Annotated in this window: 14 protein-coding genes; 12 read left to right on the forward strand and 2 right to left on the reverse strand. The window is 73.8% G+C overall.

The genetic code is table 11. From position 1 onward, the window contains the following. Window positions 1–43: 43 nt before the first annotated feature. The 6 genes from rimO to GBN72_RS30625 all read left to right on the forward strand — a co-directional run bounded on the left by rimO (window position 44) and on the right by GBN72_RS30625 (window position 4,279). Entirely contained in the window at window positions 44–1,564 is a 1,521-nt protein-coding gene (gene rimO / locus GBN72_RS30600) for a 30S ribosomal protein S12 methylthiotransferase RimO (RefSeq protein ID WP_151775227.1), read from the forward strand. Further along, window positions 1,561–2,277 carry a CDP-diacylglycerol--glycerol-3-phosphate 3-phosphatidyltransferase gene (gene pgsA / locus GBN72_RS30605; protein WP_151775228.1) on the forward strand — a complete coding sequence of 239 codons (717 nt, stop codon included), beginning with the start codon at window positions 1,561–1,563 and terminating at the stop codon, window positions 2,275–2,277. The genes rimO and pgsA overlap by 4 nt, the downstream gene beginning before the upstream one ends. After that, a complete protein-coding gene (locus GBN72_RS30610; protein WP_151775229.1) occupies window positions 2,274–2,825 on the forward strand; it encodes a CinA family protein in 552 nt (183 codons plus the stop codon). The genes pgsA and GBN72_RS30610 overlap by 4 nt, the downstream gene beginning before the upstream one ends. A 136-nt stretch (window positions 2,826–2,961) precedes the next feature. Then, window positions 2,962–3,339, forward strand: coding sequence for a helix-turn-helix domain-containing protein (locus GBN72_RS30615; protein ID WP_151775230.1), 378 nt, complete (start codon window positions 2,962–2,964; stop codon window positions 3,337–3,339). A 154-nt stretch (window positions 3,340–3,493) separates the two neighbouring features. After that, window positions 3,494–3,964, forward strand: coding sequence for a Dps family protein (locus GBN72_RS30620; protein ID WP_151775231.1), 471 nt, complete (start codon window positions 3,494–3,496; stop codon window positions 3,962–3,964). Between the two features lie 84 nt (window positions 3,965–4,048). Then, window positions 4,049–4,279, forward strand: a complete 231-nt coding sequence (locus GBN72_RS30625) for a hypothetical protein (protein WP_151775232.1) — start codon at window positions 4,049–4,051, stop codon at window positions 4,277–4,279. Window positions 4,280–4,399: 120 nt separating this feature from the next. On the opposite strand, the gene GBN72_RS30630 is transcribed toward GBN72_RS30625, so the two are convergent. Both GBN72_RS30630 and GBN72_RS30635 read right to left on the reverse strand, forming a co-directional pair. Further along, the gene (locus tag GBN72_RS30630) at window positions 4,400–5,209 is read right to left on the reverse strand and encodes an Fpg/Nei family DNA glycosylase (RefSeq protein WP_151775233.1); all 810 of its coding nucleotides are present in this window, start codon (window positions 5,207–5,209) and stop codon (window positions 4,400–4,402) included. 606 nt (window positions 5,210–5,815) lie between these two features. Next, window positions 5,816–10,636, reverse strand: a complete 4,821-nt coding sequence (locus GBN72_RS30635) for an ATP-dependent helicase (RefSeq protein ID WP_151775234.1) — start codon at window positions 10,634–10,636, stop codon at window positions 5,816–5,818. A 97-nt stretch (window positions 10,637–10,733) separates the two neighbouring features. On the opposite strand from GBN72_RS30635, the gene GBN72_RS30640 reads away from it, so the two are divergent. From GBN72_RS30640 to recX, 6 genes are all read left to right on the forward strand, one after another. Beyond that, a complete protein-coding gene (locus GBN72_RS30640; protein ID WP_151775235.1) occupies window positions 10,734–11,504 on the forward strand; it encodes an AzlC family ABC transporter permease in 771 nt (256 codons plus the stop codon). Then, window positions 11,501–11,806, forward strand: a complete 306-nt coding sequence (locus tag GBN72_RS30645; RefSeq protein WP_151775236.1) for an AzlD domain-containing protein — start codon at window positions 11,501–11,503, stop codon at window positions 11,804–11,806. Before GBN72_RS30640 ends, GBN72_RS30645 begins: the two co-directional genes overlap by 4 nt. Before the next feature lie 24 nt (window positions 11,807–11,830). Then, entirely contained in the window at window positions 11,831–12,025 is a 195-nt protein-coding gene (locus GBN72_RS30650; RefSeq protein WP_151775237.1) for a DUF3046 domain-containing protein, read from the forward strand. A 248-nt stretch (window positions 12,026–12,273) separates the two neighbouring features. Then, complete coding sequence (locus GBN72_RS30655; protein WP_151775238.1) at window positions 12,274–13,401, forward strand: AI-2E family transporter; 1,128 nt, start codon at window positions 12,274–12,276, stop codon at window positions 13,399–13,401. A 245-nt stretch (window positions 13,402–13,646) separates the two neighbouring features. Then, window positions 13,647–14,771 (forward strand): recombinase RecA, encoded by a 1,125-nt coding sequence (gene recA, locus GBN72_RS30660; RefSeq protein WP_151775239.1) that lies wholly within the window; start codon window positions 13,647–13,649, stop codon window positions 14,769–14,771. A gap of 3 nt (window positions 14,772–14,774) precedes the next feature. Next, window positions 14,775–15,443, forward strand: a complete 669-nt coding sequence (gene recX / locus GBN72_RS30665) for a recombination regulator RecX (protein ID WP_151775240.1) — start codon at window positions 14,775–14,777, stop codon at window positions 15,441–15,443. The last annotated feature ends 58 nt before the right edge of the window (window positions 15,444–15,501 follow it).

Genomic DNA, 15,501 nt, shown 5'->3' on the forward strand with positions numbered 1-15,501 from the left:
CCGTCGGCGTGGGACGCCGACGGAACGAAGTAGTCTTGAGCCCATGCCTGAACGCCGTACCGTCGCACTCGTCACCCTTGGCTGCGCCCGTAACGAGGTGGACTCGGAGGAGCTCGCAGGCCGCTTGGAGGCGGACGGCTGGCACCTCGTGGAGAACGCCGAGGACGCGGACGTCGCCGTCGTCAACACCTGCGGTTTCGTCGAAGCCGCCAAGAAGGACTCCGTCGACGCCCTCCTCGAGGCCAACGACCTCAAGGACCACGGCAGGACCCAGGCCGTCGTGGCCGTGGGCTGCATGGCCGAGCGGTACGGCAAGGAACTCGCCGAGGCGCTCCCCGAGGCCGACGGTGTCCTCGGCTTCGACGACTACGCCGACATCTCCGACCGGCTGCAGACCATCCTCGCCGGCGGCATCCACGCCGCCCACACCCCGCGGGACCGGCGCAAGCTGCTGCCGATCAGCCCCGCGGAGCGCCAGGCGGCCACCGACGTCGCGCTGCCCGGACACGGCGCCGTGGCCGACACCGAGCCGGCCCCCGCCGACCTTCCCGACGGCCTGGCCCCCGCCTCCGGGCCCCGGGCCCCGCTGCGGCGCCGGCTGGACGGCTCCCCGGTGGCGTCCGTGAAGCTGGCCTCCGGATGCGACCGGCGCTGCTCCTTCTGCGCGATCCCGTCGTTCCGCGGCTCCTTCATCTCCCGCCGTCCCAGTGACGTCCTGGGGGAGACGCGCTGGCTGGCCGAGCAGGGCGTGAAGGAGGTCATGCTGGTCTCCGAGAACAACACCTCCTACGGCAAGGACCTGGGCGACATCCGCCTGCTGGAGACGCTGCTGCCCGAGCTCGCCGACGTCGACGGCATCGAGCGGGTGCGGGTCAGCTACCTGCAGCCCGCCGAGATGCGTCCCGGCCTGATCGACGTGCTGACGTCCACGCCTGGCGTCGTGCCCTACTTCGACCTCTCCTTCCAGCACTCGGCGCCCGCCGTGCTGCGTGCCATGCGCCGCTTCGGCGACACCGACCGCTTCCTGGAGCTGCTGGACACCATCCGCTCCAAGGCGCCCGAGGCCGGTGTGCGGTCCAACTTCATCGTCGGGTTCCCCGGCGAGAGCGAGGAGGACCTGGCCGAGCTGGAGCGTTTCCTCAACAACGCCCGCCTCGACGCCATCGGTGTTTTCGGGTACTCGGACGAGGACGGCACCGAGGCCGCCGGATACGACGGCAAGCTCGACGAGGACGTCGTCGCCGAGCGTCTGGCCCGGGTCTCCCGGCTGGCCGAGGAGCTCGTCTCCCAGCGCGCCGAGGAGCGCGTGGGCGAGACGGTCCGGGTGCTGGTGGAATCCGTGGACGAGGAGGACGGCGTGTACGGGCGAGCGGCGCACCAGGCGCCGGAGACCGACGGCCAGGTCCGGCTGACCGAGGCCGCCGGCCTGCGGGTGGGGCAGTTCGTCGAGGCGAAGGTGATCGCCACCGAGGGCGTCGACCTGGTGGCCGAGCCGCTGGGCGGCCCGCTGCCGGGGGCGTCCGCGCCGGCGTCCCGGGCGGAGCTGGCGGAGGCCACGGGATGACCGGCGTACCGGCGTCCGCCCCTGGCGCCTCGCCCGAGACGGAGGTCCTGATGGAGGAGCCCGTCGAGCCCCTGGGCGCCAGGCCGGCGGCCAGAGGCGGGAAGATCGCGGCGGCCGCGGTGAACGAGGCCAGCCTGTGGAACGTGGCCAACCTGCTGACCATGTTCCGGCTGGTGCTGGTGCCCGGATTCGTGGTGCTGATGCTGGCCGAGGGCGGGTACGACCCCGCGTGGCGCTCCTTCGCATGGGCGGCGTTCGCGGTGGCGATGTTCACCGACCTCTTCGACGGGCACCTGGCCCGCACGTACAACCTGGTCACCGACTTCGGCAAGATCGCCGACCCGATCGCCGACAAGGCGATCATGGGTGCGGCGCTGGTCTGCCTGTCCTGGCTGGACGAGCTGCCGTGGTGGGTGACCGGGGTGATCCTCGGCCGGGAACTCGGCGTCACGGTGATCCGTTTCCTGGTCATCAAGTACGGGGTGATCCCGGCCAGCCGGGGCGGCAAGCTCAAGACGCTCACCCAGGGCATCGCCGTCGGCATGTACATCCTGGCGCTGACCGGGCCGCTGGCCACCCTCCGCTGGTGGGTGATGGCGGTGGCCGTGGCGCTCACCGTGGTCACCGGTCTGGACTACGTCCGTCAGGCGGTCGTGCTGCGCCGGCAGGGCATCGCCGAGCGGCGCGCCGCGTCGAGGGGGAGCACGGCATGACGCCCGCGGCCGCCGAGGTCGTCCTGATGCTGACCCACCACGGGGAGACGGTCGCCGTCGCCGAGTCGCTCACGGGCGGACTGGTCGCGGCCGAGCTGACGGAGGTCCCGGGGGCCTCGAAGGCGTTCCTCGGTTCGGTGACGGCGTACGCCACCGAGGTCAAGCACCGGCTGCTGGGGGTCGACGAACGGCTGCTCGCCGAGCACGGCGCCGTGGACGCGCGGGTCGCGCGGCAGATGGCGGAGGGCGTGCGGCGGGCGCTGGGCGCCGACTGGGGCATCGCCACCACCGGGGTGGCCGGACCCGAGCCGCAGGACGGGCAGCCGGTCGGCACCGTCTTCGTCGCCGTCGCCGGTGGTGCGGCGGGTGCGGCGCACGGTGCGGAGGCGTCCGCGGGCGGGAAAGTCCGCGCTCTGCGGTTGAACGGCACACGGGCGGAAATTCGTATGGAGAGTGCGCGGAGCGTGCTCGCACTGCTCCTGGAAGAGCTCCTCGACGCCGGAGGCGCGGCGCAGACGGACCAACGGCAAGGAAACGAGCGGGCATAGGATACGGAACAGAACGGGGGGATCTGATGTTTGCAGCCCTGAGTGAACACGACATCGCTCCCCGCACGGCCGCGGCGCGAGGCGGTACGGTGGGGCGAGAAGGATGCGGCTACGCGGTCCGAGGAGGGAGCCACCGATGATTCTGCTCCGTCGCCTGCTGGGTGACGTGCTGCGTCGGCAGCGGCAGCGCCAGGGCCGTACTCTGCGCGAGGTCTCTTCGTCCGCCAGGGTCTCGCTCGGTTATCTGTCCGAGGTGGAGCGCGGGCAGAAGGAGGCTTCCTCCGAACTGCTCGCCGCCATCTGCGACGCGCTGGACGTGCGGATGTCCGAACTCATGCGGGAAGTGAGCGACGAGCTGGCTCTCGCCGAGCTGGCCCGGTCCGCGGCCGCCACCGACTCCTCCGTGCCGGCTCCGGTGCGCCCGATGCTGGGGTCCGTCTCCGTGACGGGTGTCTCCCCGGAGCGGGTCACCATCAAGGCGCCCGCGGAGGCCGTCGACGTGGTCGCCGCCTGACGCGGGCGGTCCCGAGGCAACCGGACGGGACACGGCCGGAACGAACAGCGGGAACAGCGGGGCGTATGCGCACATCGTGCGGATACGCCCCGTTTGCCGTGTCGTCGGGGTGCGGTCATGGTGGAGGGACACGTCGGCTGACGAGGAGCAACGCATGTACGTTGTCAAGAGCCCATTGCCGGATGCGGACCTCAGGGTGGTCTCGGAAGCGCTCCAGGGCGCCCTGGTCGACCTGGTGGATCTGTCGCTGGTCGGCAAGCAGGTCCACTGGAACGTGATCGGACCCCGGTTCCGGTCGTTGCACCTGCAGCTCGACGACGTGGTGACCAGTGCCCGGGCGCACTCCGACTCGGTGGCCGAGCGGGCCTCCGCGCTCGGGATCTCCCCGGACGGGCGGGCGGCCACGGTGGCCTCCGGGTCCGGCATCTCGACGGTGTCCGAGGGATGGATCAAGGACGGCGACGTGGTGCGGACCATGGTGGACGCGCTGGGGGCGGTCATCGGACGGATGCGGTCGAGGGTCGAGACGACGGAGAAGCCTGATCCCATCACGCAGGACCTGCTGATCGGGATCACCGCGGACCTGGAGAAGCACCACTGGATGTTCCAGGCGGAGAACGGGTAGGCCTCCGGTCCGGGCGGTGGCGGCCGGGCCGCCGGGCTCGCGGGTGCCGGGCGCGAGCCGTCCGGGCGGAGCGGGAGGTACGCCATGGGCACGGCGGTGAGGGTGGCGCTGGGCTTGCTGTGGTGGTGGGCGGCGCTGCGGCTCGCCCTCGACCCGCGGGCGTCCGGGGCGGTCGAGGCGGGCGTGGTGCTCGCCGGGTGGAGCGTCAGCCTGCTGCCGGTGCACTGCGTGGCCAAGGAGCGGGCGACCGGGGTCGTCGTCGCCACGGGGCGATGGGTGCGGGCCCTGCGGGGGCGGCGCGCGCACGACCGGTGACGGTTGTGGCGGTGCGTGGCGGTTGTGGCGGTGGCGGTTGCAACGGTGCTGAGCGGCCGTGGCGGTGGCGGTTGTAACGGTGCTGAGCGGCCGTTGCGGACGGGACGGTGCGGGCGAGGGTCACGGCGTCGGCCCCGTCTGGCAGGTGGGGCACCAGTACGTGGGACGGTCGTCCTGGTCGGCCACGCGCACGGGTGTGCCGCAGCGCAGGCAGGGCCGCTGCGCGCGGCCGTAGACATAGAGGTTCTGCCCCGTCGGACGCCCGGCCGGTCCCGCCGGCCCGGTCGTGCGGCGCTGGTGCCGCTCCCGGTTCGCGGCCAGCAGCCGCTGCGCCGTTCCCGGCAGGGCGGCCGCCCGCTCCGACGGCAGCAGACCGAACGGCAGCCACGGCGTCACGCCCAGCAGGAAGCACAGCTCGCACTTGTACACGTTGCCGACGCCGGCCAGGTTGCGCTGGTCGAGCAGCGCCTCGCCCAGCGGGCGGTCCGGTTCGCGGGCCAGGTTGGCGAGGGCCAGGTCCGGGTCCCAGTCGGGCCCGAGCAGATCCGGGCCCAGGTGCCCCACGGCCCGCTCCTCCTCGGACGTCCGCAGCAGCTCCAGCACCGGCAGCCGGTAACCGACCGCAGTGTTCTCGGCGGTGCCGAGGACGGCACGGATCTGGTGCTGCGGCCCGGGCAGCCGGACGCAGGGCCCCCCGCCGGGGAGGACCTTCCACGCGCCGTCCATCCGCAGATGGGAGTGGAGGGTGAGACCGCCCTCCACCCGGGTCATCAGGTGCTTGCCGCGGGGGACGACCTCCAGCACGGTCCGTCCGGTCAGGTCGGAGGTGGCGAAACGGGGCACCCTGAGGTCACTGCGGAGCAGCACCCGGCCCGCGAGGGCCTCGTGCAGCCGCTTCGCGGTCAGCCATACCGTGTCGCCTTCGGGCATGCCTCAAGCATGCCCCGGCCTGGGCGCCTCACGGCAGCGGACCCCCGGGACCGCACGGCACGGCAGCGCGTCCCGTCCCCGGTGCGCGCCGGGCGGCGCCTCCTCCACGACACCGGGCGTGAGGGCGGCCGCGCGGGACGGTGCCCCCGCATGTGAGGCATCGCGGAACGGGCGGCGTCGCGGGCCGAGGGCCCGGGCCGCGTGAGGCGAGCAGGACCGGGCCTTACCGGGAATGCGGGACGGGGCGCGGAAGCGGGACCCGGGCGGCGCGGGACCGGGCTTCGCGGGACCGGGCAGTGCGGGACCGGGCAGTGCGGGGCGCGGGTGGTGGGAGCTGACTGGACGGAGGCGCGGGGGAACGGGCGGCGCGGGTTGAGCCGGACCGTGCGGTGCGCGCCACGGGGACCGGCGATACGGGTGAGCGGGAGTGGGCGGCAGGAGGCGGCGGGCGGGACGAGGCCGCGGCCCGGGGGAGCGGTGGTACGGGCGGCACGCGGAAGCGGGACCCGGGAGGCGCGGCGGGGTACGGGAGGTGTGCGTGGGCCGGCGGCGTCGTGGCGCCGGAGGCCGAGGGGGCGCCGAGGGGGCGAGGGACGCGCCGGGGGCTCAGGCTCGCATCCGCAGGCCCCGTGGTGTGGCGACGAACCCGGCCTCCTCCAGCGACGGGCCGAGCGCGGCGCCCAGCGCCGGCTCGCCGTTGATCCGCTCCACGGTGACCGTGCCCAGCGAACCGGACCGGGCGGCCTCGGCGAGCGCCTCGGCGGCCTGCCGCAGCCGGGGGTCCCGGTCGGCGGGGAGATCCGGCTCGGAGGGCCAGGCCAGGAGCGTCTTGCCGCCGCGCTCCATGTACAGCACCAGCTCACCGTCGACCAGGACCACCAGCGAGCCCGCCTTGCGGCCCGGCTTGTGCCCCGCGCCGCCCGGCGGCTCGGGCCAGCCGAGGGCCGCGCCGTAGGCGTTGGCGGGGTCCGCCGCGGCCAGCACCACCGCGCGGGAGGCGCCCGCGTCGCGGCGGCCCCCGAACCGGTCGGCGGGGCGGCCGCCGAACCGCCCGGGACCGCCGGACGGGTCCGCGATCGGCGCCGGGCCCCAGGGCTCGGGGAAGCCGTCAGCTCCGCCGCCACCCGCGCCCCCGGGCGCGGTGCCGCTCCACGGGTCGCCGGTGGGCGGTGCCGCCTCGCCCCGCTCCCGGGCGTTGGCTGTGGCGCGCAGGCGGTCGACGGCGCCCTCCATCGCGAACTGGGCGGCGCCCAGCCCCTCCACCACATAGCCTCGCCGGGCCTGACCGGTCTCCTCCAGCGCCGCCAGCACCCGGTAGACGGCGGAGAAGCCGCCCTCGACGCCCTCCGCGCCGACCGCGCCCCTGGTCACCACGCCGTGCCGGTCCAGCAGGGCGCGGGCCAGCGAGGTGGCCCGGACGGTGGGATCGCCCTCCCGCTCGGGCAGCAGCGACCAGCGGCCGGCCACCGTCGGCGGACCGGTGCGCGAGGCGGGGCGGCGGGCCGAGGCGGTGAGGCCGCCGTACCGGCCACGCGGCACCGCCCGCTTGGCGCGGTGGGCGGTGGACCCCGCGGTCCGCCCCGAGCCGAGCAGGGAACGCATCGGGGCCAGGGTGTCGTTGGTGAGCCGGCCCGACCAGGCCAGGTCCCACAGCGCGTCGGCCAGCTCGGGATCGGTGGCGTCCGGATGGGTGGTGGCGCGGACCTGGTCGGCGATCTGCCGGAAGAACAGGCCGTAGCCCCCCGACAGCGCCGTCAGCACCGACTCGTGCACAGCGGTGAGCTCCAGAGGGTGCGGGGGCGGGAGCAGCAGGGGCGCCGTGTCGGCGAGGTAGAGGGAGACCCAGCCGTCCTTGCCGGGCAGCGAGCCGGCGCCCGCCCACACCACCTCGCCGGCCGCCGTCAGCTCGTCGAGCATCGCCGGGGTGTAGCCGACGACACGGGAGGGCAGGACCAGCTTCTCCAGGGCGGAGGCGGGCACCGAGGCGCCCTGGAGCTGTTCGACCGCCCGCACCAGGCCGTCGATGCCGCGCAGGGCGTGGCCCTTGCCGATGTGCTGCCACTGGGGGAGGAACTGGGCGAGGGCGGCGGGCGGCGCCGGCTCGAGTTCCTCGCGCAGCGCGGCCAGCGAGCGGCGCCGCAGCCGCCGCAGCACCGTGGCGTCGCACCACTCCTGGCCGATGCCCGCCGGATGGAACTCGCCCTCGACCACCCGGCCGCCGGCCGCCAGGCGGCGCAGGGCGCCCTCGGTGACGGCGACGCCTAGGCCGAACCGGGCGGCGGCAGCGGTCGAGGTGAAGGGGCCGTGGGTGCGGGCGTAGCGGGCGAGCAGGTCGCCCAGCGGGTCCTTGACCGGCTCGGTGAACGCCTCGGGAACGCCCACCGGCAGGGCGGTGCCCAGGGCGTCGCGCAGGCGCCCGGCGTCCTCGACCGCGGCCCAGTGTGCGGCGCCGGCGATCCGCACGCCGATCGCGCGGCGGGATGAGGCCAGTTCCTCGGCCCAGCCCGGCTCGGCGCCCCGCTCGGCCAGCTCGGCGTCGGTGAGCGGGCCCAGCAGCCGCAGAACGTCGGCCACGCCCTCCGCGTCCTTCACCCGGCGGTCCTCGGTGAGCCACTGGAGCTCACTCTCCAGCTCGGAGAGCACGTCCGCGTCGAGCAGTTCGCGCAGCTCCGCCTGGCCGAGGAGTTCGGCCAGCAGCCGGGAGTCCAGCGACAGCGCGGCGGCCCGCCGCTCGGCGAGCGGGGAGTCGCCCTCGTACAGGAACTGGGCGACGTAGCCGAAGAGCAGGGACCGGGCGAACGGCGACGGCTCGGGCGTGGTCACCTCGACCAGGCGGACCTTGCGGGACTCGATGTCGCCCATCAGCTCGGTCAGCCCGGGGACGTCGAACACGTCTTGGAGGCACTCGCGGACCGCCTCCAGGACGATCGGGAAGGAACCGAACTCGCTCGCCACCGACAGCAGCTGGGCGGCTCGCTGGCGCTGCTGCCAGAGCGGTGTCCGCCTGCCCGGGTTGCGGCGGGGCAGCAGCAGGGCGCGGGCGGCGCACTCACGGAACCGGGACGCGAAGAGGGCGGAGCCGCCGACCTGGTCGGTGACCAGCCGGTCGACCTCGCCCCCTTCGAAGGCGACGTCGGCCGCGCCCACCGGCGCCTGTTCGCCGTCGTACTCCATGCCTGCCCGGGCGGGGTCCTGGTCCATCAGGTCCAGGCCCATCAGATCGGCGTCCGGCAGGCGCAGCACGATGCCGTCGTCGGCGTGCATCACCTGGGCGTCCATGCCGTAGCGCTCGGACAGGCGCGCGGACAGGGCCAGCGCCCAGGGGGCGTGCACCTGCGCGCCGAACGGGGAGTGGACGACGACGCGCCAGTCGCCCAGCTCGTCGCGGAACCGCTCCACCACGATGGTGCGGTCGTCGGGGACGTGGCCGCAGGCCTGGCGCTGTTCGGTCAGGTAGGCGATGACGTTGTCCGCCGCCCAGGCGTCCAGTCCCGCGGCGAGCAGCCGCAGCCGGGCGTCCTCCTCGGACAGCGAGCCGACCTCGCGGAGGAACGCGCCGACCGCGCGCCCCAGCTCCAGCGGGCGGCCGAGCTGGTCGCCCTTCCAGAAGGGCAGCCGCCCCGGTACGCCCGGCGCGGGGGAGACCAGCACCCGGTCGCGGGTGATGTCCTCGATCCGCCAGGAGCTGGTGCCGAGCGTGAACACGTCGCCCACGCGGGACTCGTAGACCATCTCCTCGTCGAGCTCGCCGACCCGGCCGCCGCCCTTCTTCGGGTCGGAGCCCGCGAGGAACACGCCGAACAGCCCGCGGTCCGGGATGGTGCCGCCCGAGGTGACGGCCAGCCGCTGGGCGCCGGGCCGGCCGGTGACCGTGCCCGTCACCCGGTCCCACACCACGCGGGGCCGCAGCTCGGCGAAGGCGTCGGACGGGTAGCGGCCGGCCAGCATGTCCAGCACGCCGGTGAACGCCGACTCCGGCAGCGAGGCGAACGGTGCCGCCCGGCGGACCAGCGCCAGCAGCTCGTCCACCTGCCAGCCGTCCACCGCGGTCATCGCCACGATCTGCTGCGCCAGCACGTCCAGCGGATTGGCGGGCACGCGCAGCGACTCGATGGCGCCGGTGCGCATCCGCTCCGTCACCACGGCGGCCTGCACGAGGTCGCCGCGGTACTTGGGGAAGACGACGCCGGTGGACACCGCGCCCACCTGGTGCCCGGCGCGGCCCACGCGCTGCAGGCCGGAGGCGACCGAAGGGGGCGACTCCACCTGGACGACCAGGTCCACGGCGCCCATGTCGATGCCCAGTTCCAGGCTGGAGGTGGCGACCACGGCGGGTAGCCGGCCCGCCTTCAGGTCCTCCTCGACCTGGGCGCGCTGCTCCTTGGAGACCGAGCCGTGGTGCGCCCGGGCGATCACCGGGGGAGCGCCCTGGGCGGCGCCGGAGCCGCCCATCAGCTCGGCCGGGGAATGCTCCTCGGGCAGCGGCTCCCCGGTGGCGCGTTCGTAGGCGATCTCGTTGAGCCGGTTGCACAGCCGCTCCGCCAGACGGCGGGAGTTGGCGAAGACGATGGTCGAGCGGTGCGACTGCACGAGGTCGGCGATGCGCTCCTCCACGGAGGGCCAGATCGACGGCCGCTCGCCGTCCTTGCCGGCGTCCGTGGCGGGGGAGCCGCCCAGCTCGCCCATGTCCTCCACGGGGACGACCACCGACAGGTCGAACTCCTTGCCGGACGGCGGCTGGACGATCTCCACCCGGCGCTGCGGCGAGAGGTAACGGGCCACCTCGTCGACCGGGCGGACGGTGGCCGACAGGCCGATCCGGCGGGCCGGACGGGGCAGCAGCTCGTCCAGCCGCTCCAGGGAGAGGGCCAGATGGGCGCCGCGCTTGGTCCCGGCCACGGCGTGCACCTCGTCGAGGATCACCGTCTCGACGCCGGTAAGCGCCTCCCGGGTGGCGGAGGTCAGCATCAGGAACAGGGACTCGGGCGTGGTGATCAGGATGTCCGGCGGCCGGTTGGCCAGCGACCGGCGCTCGGCGGCGGGGGTGTCACCCGAGCGGATGCCCACCCGGACCTCGGGCTCGGGCAGGCCGAGCCGCACCGCCTCCTGGCGGATACCGGTCAGCGGGCTGCGCAGATTGCGCTCCACGTCCACCGCCAAGGCCTTCAGCGGCGACACGTACAGCACCCGGCAGCGCTTCTTCGGCTCGGCGGGCGGGGGCGTGGAGGTCAGCTGGTCCAGGGCGGCGAGGAAGGCGGCCAGCGTCTTGCCGGAACCGGTGGGGGCCACCACCAGGACGTCCGACCCCTCGCCGATGGCCTGCCAGGCGCCGGCCTGGGCCGAGGTGGGCGCGGTGAAGGCACCCGCGAACCAGCCGCGGGTCGCGGCGGAGAAACCTGCCAGGGCGGGATGGGGGGTGCCTGCCATGGCTCCATCCTGCACCCCGCCACCGACACTCGCCGCTGACCTGCCCGAATATCGAACACGCTGACCGGAAGGCGGCCAGCCTGCCTAGGCTGCGGGCGTGGCACACGAGACAGCGCACACGCAACGTCCTGACCAGCCGGATCCCGCCGACGCCAAGCCCGACGCGGCGGTGGTCCGTGACGCCCTCGGGGTCGGCGTCGCGGTGGGACTGTCCGGCTTCGCCTTCGGGGTGACCTCCGCGGGCGCCGGGCTCACCCTGCTGCAGACCTGCCTGACCAGCCTGCTCATCTTCACCGGCGCGTCGCAGTTCGCCCTGGTGGGCGCGCTGGCGGCGGGCGGCAACCCGTTCACGGCGGCGGCCGGGGCCTTCTTCCTCGGCGTGCGGAACGCCTTCTACGGCCTGCGGCTGTCGCAGCTGCTGGCGCTGCGGCCGGCGGTGCGGCCGGCGGCGGCCCAGTGGGTGATCGACGAGACCACGGCGGTGGCCCTGGCGCAGCCGACCCGCCGGGCGGCGCGGATCGGTTTCACCGTCACCGGCGTCACCCTCTACCTGCTGTGGAACCTGACCACGCTGCTCGGCGCGCTGGGCGCGGAGGCGATCGGGGACACCGAGGCGTGGGGGCTGGACGCCGCCGGTCCGGCCGTCTTCCTGGCCCTGCTGGCGCCGATGCTGCGCAGCGCCGTGGAGCGGGCGACCGCCGTGCTCGCGGTGGCGCTCGGACTGGGGCTGCTGCCGGTGCTGCCGGCGGGGGTGCCGGTGCTGGTGGCGGCGCTGGCGGCGCCGGTCGTGCTGTACGTGCAGGGGCGACGGGGCTCCGGTCCCGGTGGAAGGCCCACGGTCGAGGCATCCGAGGAGGAGCAGCGGTGAACGTCTGGATCGCGATCGGGCTGACGGCGGTCGGGTGCTACGCCGTGAAGCTCGCGGGGCTGCTGGTTCCGGGCTCGGTGCTGGAGCGGCCGCTGGTGCGGCGGCTCGCGGCGCTGCTGCCGGTGGCGTTGCTGGCCGCGCTGACGGCGCAGCAGACCTTCGGCGACGGGCGCGAGCTGGTCCTCGACGCCAGGGTGCTGGGGGTGGGCGCGGCAGGGGTGGCGCTGGCGCTGCGGGCGCCGTTCCTCGTGGTGGTCGGGGTCGCGGTGGCCGTCACGGCCGGGGTCCGCGCGCTGCTCTGAGATCCGGGGGCGGATACTGGAGCCATGCGGTTGACGGTCTTCTGGCAGCGGATGGCGGATCACTTCGGTCCCGGGTACGCCGATTCCTTCGCGCGCGACCACGTGATGGCGGAACTCGGCGGGCGTACCGTCCAGCAGGCACTGGACGCCGGCTGGGAGGCGAAGGACGTGTGGCGGGCGGTCTGCACCGCGATGAACGTGCCGGCCGAGAGGCGCTGAGCCACCGGAATTCTCCGAAACCTTGCGAGGTGGGCGAGACTTGCGGCGTGACAGGGGCTGAGGGCACGGAGAGCGGCAGGGACACGGGTGCGGCGCCGGCCGCCGACGGCGCCGGGGTGCCGTCGCAGCGGAAGACGGCGCCACCACCGGCCGACGGGCCACCACCCGGGGACGGGCCACCACTTGCGGACGGGCCACCACCTGCGGACCGGACGCGGGCGGCCGCGGAGGCGCCGCAGGCCGCCAGGATGCCCCGCTGGCTGCCGCGGGCCATGGTGCTCGCGCTCTCCCTGGTCGCCGTGTTCCAGCTGGGCAGCTGGGCCTTCCACCGGCTGACCGGCCTGCTGATCAACGTGCTGATCGCCTTCTTCCTGGCGCTCGCCATCGAGCCCGCGGTGAGCTGGATGGCCTCCCGAGGGCTGCGGCGGGGCGTCGCCGCGTGCCTGGTCTTCCTGGGCGTGCTGGCCGGTGCGGCGGGCTTCGTCACCCTGATGAGCTCGATGCTCGCCGACCAGATCATCCGGATCATCGACGACTTCCCGGCCTACCTGGACTCGGTGATCAACTGGATCAACGTGCACTTCGACACCGAGCTGCGCCGGGTGGACGTCCAGGAGAGCCTGCTCAGCTCCGACTGGCTGCACAAGTACGTCGAGAACAGCGCCAGCGGGGTGCTGGACGTGTCCGCCCAGGTCCTCGGCGGCCTGTTCCAGCTGCTGACCGTCGCGCTGTTCTCGTTCTACTTCGCCGCCGACGGCCCCCGGCTGCGGCGCGCCCTCTGCTCGGTGCTGCCCCCGGCCAAGCAGGCCGAGGTGCTGCGGGCCTGGGAGATCGCCGTCGACAAGACCGGCGGCTACATCTACTCGCGCGGCCTGATGGCACTGGTGTCGGGCCTGGCCCACTACGTGCTGCTGCAGTTCCTCGACGTGCCCTACGCGCCGGTGCTGGCGGTCTGGGTGGGACTGGTCTCGCAGTTCATCCCCACCATCGGCACCTATCTGGCGGGCGCGCTGCCGATGCTGATCGCCTTCACCGTCAACCCCTGGTACGCGCTGTGGGTGCTGATCTTCGTGGTGGTGTACCAGCAGTTCGAGAACTACCTGCTGCAGCCCAAGCTGACCGCGCGGACGGTGGACATCCACCCCGCGGTCGCCTTCGGCTCGGTGATCGCCGGCACCGCGCTGCTCGGCGCGGTCGGCGCGCTGATCGCGATCCCGGCCGTCGCCACCCTCCAGGCGTTCCTCGGCGCCTATGTGAAGCGGTACGACGTGACGGACGACCCGCGGGTGCACGGCCATCGCCGGGGAGCGGCGGACGCGGCCGCCCGGGGGCTGTTCCGGCGGGCCAGGCGGCTCTGGGGCGGTTCCCGGGTGTGAACCCCGCGTACACCCGGCACGCACCGCCGGGACCGGGAATGATTTGACACGAAAATCGAACAGCCGTTCTTATGGGACGGCCGGTGGTGCTCGGGCATCCGTCTCACAGAGGTACTTCTGTACGGTTTGAGGTGAGATGCGCACGAGTTTTCCACAGGGTGGACGGGCGTCGGGGCGCGTTGTCAGTGGCAGGCGTTAGCGTCTTTGACGTGAAGCGATCGACTCAAGCAAACCGGGTGGAACCCATGGCAGGAACCGACCGCGAGAAGGCGCTGGAAACAGCCCTCGCGCAGATTGAACGGCAATTCGGCAAGGGCGCGGTCATGCGCATGGGCGACCGCACCCAGGAGCCCATCGAGGTCATCCCGACCGGCTCGACCGCCCTGGACGTGGCGCTCGGCGTCGGCGGCCTGCCGCGCGGCCGTGTGGTGGAGATCTACGGTCCGGAGTCCTCCGGCAAGACCACGCTGACCCTGCACGCGGTGGCCAACGCGCAGAAGGCCGGCGGCCAGGTCGCGTTCGTGGACGCGGAGCACGCGCTCGACCCCGAGTACGCGCGCAAGCTCGGCGTGGACGTGGACAACCTGATCCTCTCCCAGCCGGACAACGGCGAGCAGGCGCTGGAGATCGTGGACATGCTGGTCCGCTCCGGCGCGCTCGACCTGATCGTCATCGACTCCGTCGCGGCGCTGGTCCCGCGCGCGGAGATCGAGGGCGAGATGGGCGACAGTCACGTGGGTCTGCAGGCCCGCCTGATGAGCCAGGCGCTGCGGAAGATCACCAGCGCGCTCAACCAGTCCAAGACGACGGCCATCTTCATCAACCAGCTCCGCGAGAAGATCGGCGTCATGTTCGGCTCCCCGGAGACCACGACCGGTGGCCGGGCGCTGAAGTTCTACGCCTCGGTGCGCATCGACATCCGCCGCATCGAGACCCTGAAGGACGGCACGGACGCGGTCGGCAACCGCACCCGCTGCAAGGTGGTCAAGAACAAGGTGGCCCCGCCGTTCAAGCAGGCCGAGTTCGACATCCTCTACGGCCAGGGCATCAGCCGCGAGGGCGGCCTGATCGACATGGGCGTGGAGCACGGGTTCGTCCGCAAGGCCGGCGCCTGGTACACGTACGAAGGCGACCAGCTCGGCCAGGGCAAGGAGAACGCCCGCAACTTCCTCAAGGACAACCCCGCCCTGGCGGAGGAGATCGAGCGGAAGATCAAGACCAAGCTGGGCGTCATCAAGCCGACCGAGGAGGAGACCGCGGCCGCCGCTGTCACCGACCCGGCCGGGGGCGAGAACGCGGACGCCGCCAAGGCCGTCCCGGCTCCCGCCGCCCGTGCCACCAAGGCCAAGGCCGCGGCGGCCAAGAGCTGATCCGTGACACGCCGAACCGAATGGGCCTCAGAGGCCGGCCCCGACGACGAGGCCGGTCCGCCCGGTCCGGCCCGTCGCCCCGGTCGCGGCAGTCGCGAAGGCCGCGGGACGCGCGGCGAGCAGGTCGATCGCATCGCTCACGACGGTGACCGCGGGGATCCGGTCGAGCGGGCGCGGGGCATTTGCCTGCGCCTGCTCACCGGGTCCCCGCGGACCCGGAAGCAGCTCGCCGAGGCCCTGCGCAAGCGGGAGATCCCCGACGACGTCGCCGACCAGGTGCTCACCCGGTTCGAAGAGGTGGGCCTGATCGACGACGGTGCCTTCGCCGACGCCTGGGTGGAGTCCCGGCACCACGGCCGGGGCCTGGCCCGGCGTGCCCTCGCGCGCGAGCTGCGGACCAAGGGTGTCGAGTCCTCGCTGATCGAGGAGGCGGTCTCCCAGCTCGACAGCGATCAGGAGGAGGCGACCGCCCGCGACCTGGTCGGGCGCAAGCTGCGGTCCACCCGTGGGCTCGACCGCGACAAGCGCATACGCCGCCTCGCGGGGATGCTGGCCCGCAAGGGCTACCCGGAGGGCATGGCCCTGCGCGTGGTCCGCGAGGCCCTCGAGGGGGAGGGTGAGGACGCGGACCTCGACGAGTTCCCCGGGTACCCGGGCGACGACGCCTACTGACGTCGGTGGGTGGCCGTGGGCCGGTGCCCGGGCGACCTGGCGTGCCGAGCCGCACCTC

It is taken from the genome of Streptomyces abyssomicinicus (genome assembly GCF_008974245.1).
Taxonomy (GTDB): Bacteria; Actinomycetota; Actinomycetes; order Streptomycetales; family Streptomycetaceae; genus Streptomyces; species Streptomyces abyssomicinicus.

What these genes read in the sequence shown, in the direction of transcription:
- rimO (WP_151775227.1), top strand. Translation starts at nt 44, where the DNA reads ATGCCTGAACGCCGTACCGTCGCACTCGTCACCCTTGGCTGCGCCCGT.
- pgsA (WP_151775228.1), top strand. Translation starts at nt 1,561, where the DNA reads ATGACCGGCGTACCGGCGTCCGCCCCTGGCGCCTCGCCCGAGACGGAG.
- GBN72_RS30610 (WP_151775229.1), top strand. Translation starts at nt 2,274, where the DNA reads ATGACGCCCGCGGCCGCCGAGGTCGTCCTGATGCTGACCCACCACGGG.
- GBN72_RS30615 (WP_151775230.1), top strand. Translation starts at nt 2,962, where the DNA reads ATGATTCTGCTCCGTCGCCTGCTGGGTGACGTGCTGCGTCGGCAGCGG.
- GBN72_RS30620 (WP_151775231.1), top strand. Translation starts at nt 3,494, where the DNA reads ATGTACGTTGTCAAGAGCCCATTGCCGGATGCGGACCTCAGGGTGGTC.
- GBN72_RS30625 (WP_151775232.1), top strand. Translation starts at nt 4,049, where the DNA reads ATGGGCACGGCGGTGAGGGTGGCGCTGGGCTTGCTGTGGTGGTGGGCG.
- GBN72_RS30630 (WP_151775233.1), bottom strand. Translation starts at nt 5,209, where the DNA reads ATGCCCGAAGGCGACACGGTATGGCTGACCGCGAAGCGGCTGCACGAG.
- GBN72_RS30635 (WP_151775234.1), bottom strand. Translation starts at nt 10,636, where the DNA reads ATGGCAGGCACCCCCCATCCCGCCCTGGCAGGTTTCTCCGCCGCGACC.
- GBN72_RS30650 (WP_151775237.1), top strand. Translation starts at nt 11,831, where the DNA reads ATGCGGTTGACGGTCTTCTGGCAGCGGATGGCGGATCACTTCGGTCCC.
- GBN72_RS30655 (WP_151775238.1), top strand. Translation starts at nt 12,274, where the DNA reads ATGCCCCGCTGGCTGCCGCGGGCCATGGTGCTCGCGCTCTCCCTGGTC.
- recA (WP_151775239.1), top strand. Translation starts at nt 13,647, where the DNA reads ATGGCAGGAACCGACCGCGAGAAGGCGCTGGAAACAGCCCTCGCGCAG.